Genomic DNA, 3,561 nt, shown 5'->3' with positions numbered 1-3,561 from the left:
TCAGGAAAACGCCAATCTTGTTTTTACGCATGGTCCTTTCCTCGCCATCGGTTATGTCACGCGGAAGCGTGCCGTGCGCCTGCTGCTCTGCGTGGCCCTTGTTCGCTGCTACCGTACCGCTCAGTCCTCTGCCGGGGCGGGATTAAAGAAAATCTCCCGCACCTCGACCACGCCCGGCAGCGCCTTGGCACCTTTGCGCATCCACGCCAACACTTCGTCCAGATTCTCGGTTTCCAGTATCGAAAGACCGCCTACATATTCTTTCGACTCCAGATAGGGTCCGTCGGTGACGATCACCTCACCGTTCGGCTGCGACCGCATTGTCACGGCCTTCGGGCTCAGGCCACACGCGAACTTCCTGACACCCGCAGCGATCATTTCCCTGTTGAGCGCGTGGATGGCTTCGATAGTCGCTTCGGTTACCAGCGACGGATCAAAGTCGTCAGGAAGGTAAGTAGAGATCAAGTATTGCGGCATTTTCGTCTCCCCATGGGGTCATCGGCCGGGCTGGTTGCCCGATCGTCACTGTAGCGACGAACGGCAAGCGCGGATTTCGACACGCTGCCGGAAAAATTTTGGTTCTTGAGGCCTTTTCTATATCTCCACGTGGTTCGCCTGGCTTGGGCTAGGCGGGCTGCGATGCGATATTGAACAGGCTCTTGGCCCCCTACTCCCTCCGTAGGTCACCCATCAAAGCGGAAACACGCGTCCAAATATATTTGTCGTATGATAAAACCTTTGCTTGCACCCATCCTTGTCCACGGTGATTAGAGGGGTTTCTCGCTTGATGACATTTCCAAATGCATGCGCCCGCCGTTGCCTGGCGATCCTTGGCGCGATGGTGTTGGTGGCATGTGGCGCGATGAACGATGCGCGCGCCGCGGCCAGCGACAGTGTGGCGCACATCGATGTATCGGGCCATGTCTTCCGGCTGGATGCGGCCAAGGTCACCTACGCGTTCGGGGTCAACGACAAGGGGCAATTGCAGTCGCTCTATTGGGGACCGCGACTGGCTCCGGGCGACCCTTTGCCGCCGCCCGTCGCGCCGCCCGGCCTCGACTCGCTCGATGGCGCGATCAACGTGGTGCCGCTGGAATATGCCGGTTGGGGTGAAGGGCTCTACTACGAGCCGGACCTCAAGGTGACTTTTCCGGATGGCAATCGTGACCTGGTGCTGCACTACGTGTCGAACAGCGTGCATGACAACGTGCTGTCCGTCGTGCTGAAGGACATCGAGCGCCCGATCATCGTCACCTTGCAGTACGAGATCGACCCGGGCACGGGTATCGTGCGGCGCAGCGCGCTCATCGAGAACCGCACGGCGACGCCGGTCATCGTGGAACAGGCGAGCGCAGGCACCTGGTTTTTGCCGCGTGGTCGCGATTACACGCTGCGTTACCTTGCCGGCCGCTGGGCGGGCGAGGACGACATCTACGAGCGCCCGGTGCAACCGGGCAAGACCGTGCTTGAAAGCCGCACCGGCAGCACCGGCACGCAGAACGAGCCATGGTTCGCCATCCGCCGTAACGACGCAAACGAAACACATGGGCAGGTCTGGTTTGGCGCACTGGCCTGGAGCGGCTCCTGGCGGATAACGATCGAACAGGACCAGACCGAGCAGGTACGTGTCACCGGCGGCTTCAATCCGTTTGATTTCGGCTACAAGCTGGAGCCCGGTGCAAGTCTGCAAACACCAAGCTTCTATGCGGGCGTCACCAACGGCGGCATGGGCGAGGCTTCGCGCCTTATGCACCGGCTTGAGCTCACGCACATCCTGCCGCAAGCGCCGCATCCGCGTGCGCGGCCCGTGCTCTACAACTCCTGGGAGGCGACCGGCTTCGACGTCAATGAAGCCGGGCAGATGGCGCTCGCGCAGAAGGCGGCAAGCATCGGCGTGGAACGTTTCGTGGTCGACGACGGCTGGTTCGGCGCACGCAACAGCGACAAGGCCGGGTTGGGCGACTGGACCGTCAATCCGCAGAAATTCCCGCACGGGCTGAAGCCCTTGATCGACCGCGTCCACGCGTTGGGCATGGACTTCGGCATCTGGGTCGAACCGGAGATGGTCAACCCGGACAGCAATCTCTACCGCGCGCATCCGGACTGGGTGCTCAACATGACCGGCCGCCCGCGCACCCTGGGCCGTCATCAAATGGTGCTCAACCTCGCCCGGCCTGACGTGCGCGCCTACGTGTTCCATGCGCTGGACACATTGCTGAGCGACAACCAGATCGCCTTCCTCAAGTGGGACTACAACCGCAGCTGGTCCGAACCAGGCTGGCCACAGGTGCCGCCCGACCAGCAGAAAGACGTGTACGTCGACTTCGTGCGCAATGTCTACGGCATTCTCGAAGAACTACGCCACAAGCATCCGAACGTGGAGATTGAATCGTGCTCCGGCGGCGGTGCTCGCGTGGATCTCGGCATCATGCACCTTACCGACGAAGTCTGGCCTTCCGACAACACCGATGCATTCGACCGTCTGCGCATCCAGGACGGCTTTACCCAGGCGTATACGCCGGGGGTGATGATGGCCTGGGTCACCGACTCGCCCTCCTTCGTGAATGGGCGCAGCATGTCGCTGGAATATCGTTTCCTGTCTGCCATGCAAGGCTCGCTCGGTATCGGCGCGAACTTGACCAAATGGACCACGCAGGACATGGCCACCGCACGACGCCTGATCGCCGACTACAAAGTGATCCGCGAGACCGTGCAGCATGGCGATCTGTATCGCCTGATTTCGCCGCAGAACGGCAGCGAGCACTCGGCCACCGAGAACGTATCGCCCGACCAGGCCCATGCCGTGCTGTTCGCCTTCCTGCATTCCAGTACCGAAGGCTATCCGTACCCGACGGTGCGGCTGCAAGGGCTTGATCCGGATGCCCGCTATCGCGTACGCGTGCTGCAGGGAACGCTGGCCGCGCGTACCCCCGCCGTGGCGAGCGGCGCCTATTGGATGAACGCCGGTATCGATCTTGTGATGCATGGCGATTTCCAGGGCGCTGCCATCACTTTCGACCGCGAGTGACAATGCGCCAGCCGATGATCGAGGAAGATGGCTGCTGGCTCCAGAACACGCATCTGCGCGTGCAGGTGCTGCCGGCGCAAGGCGGTGGCCTGGGCCGTTTCGAATGGCTTGGACGGGACGTCCCCTACCCCTTGCTGCGCCCATATAGTCCAGCACCAACAAAGGACAGCGCGGCGTTCGATCCTAACCGCCTGGCCTGTTATGCGCTCGTACCGTGGAGCAACCGCATTTCGTGCGGAGGGTTTGATTTTGCCGGCACCTCGGTGGCGTTGTCGCCCAACTGTCCAGGCGAACCGTATCCCATCCACGGCAGCGGCTGGCGCCGCTCGTGGACGACACAATCGCATACCGCCGATGAGATACGCCTGGTGCTGGATGAGCGAACGCCGCATGCCTACAGCTACCGCGCCATGCTCACTTACGCACTGCGTGCAGACTCGCTGCATATCGAACTGTGCGTGACCAATACAGGCGACGCAGTGTTGCCGTTCGGGCTTGGCCTGCATCCGTTCATCGCACTGCACGACGGCGTG

At 61.7% G+C, this 3,561-nt stretch carries 2 protein-coding genes and 1 pseudogene; 2 read left to right on the top strand and 1 reads right to left on the bottom strand.

Annotated elements, in window-relative coordinates; translation table 11 throughout:
• Positions 1-120: 120 nt before the first annotated feature.
• Positions 121-477, bottom strand: coding sequence for a YciI family protein (locus VMA74_RS10295; RefSeq protein ID WP_325366668.1), 357 nt, complete (start codon positions 475-477; stop codon positions 121-123).
• Between the two features lie 310 nt (positions 478-787).
• Between VMA74_RS10295 and VMA74_RS10290 the strand changes: the two genes are divergently transcribed.
• Positions 788-3,028: an alpha-galactosidase gene (locus VMA74_RS10290; protein WP_325366669.1), complete on the top strand. Its 2,241-nt coding sequence runs from the start codon at positions 788-790 to the stop codon at positions 3,026-3,028.
• 2 nt (positions 3,029-3,030) lie between these two features.
• A pseudogene (locus tag VMA74_RS10285) lies at positions 3,031-3,561 on the top strand (hypothetical protein); the annotation flags it as partial.

The sequence above is a fragment of the Dyella sp. genome, assembly GCF_035508675.1.
GTDB lineage: Bacteria > Pseudomonadota > Gammaproteobacteria > Xanthomonadales > Rhodanobacteraceae > Dyella_B.
This window is presented reverse-complemented; position numbering and strand designations above follow the sequence as displayed.

Excerpts from the sequence above, each read along its gene's own strand:
- VMA74_RS10295 (WP_325366668.1), bottom strand. The coding sequence starts at position 477 with ATGCCGCAATACTTGATCTCTACTTACCTTCCTGACGACTTTGATCCG.
- VMA74_RS10290 (WP_325366669.1), top strand. The coding sequence starts at position 788 with ATGACATTTCCAAATGCATGCGCCCGCCGTTGCCTGGCGATCCTTGGC.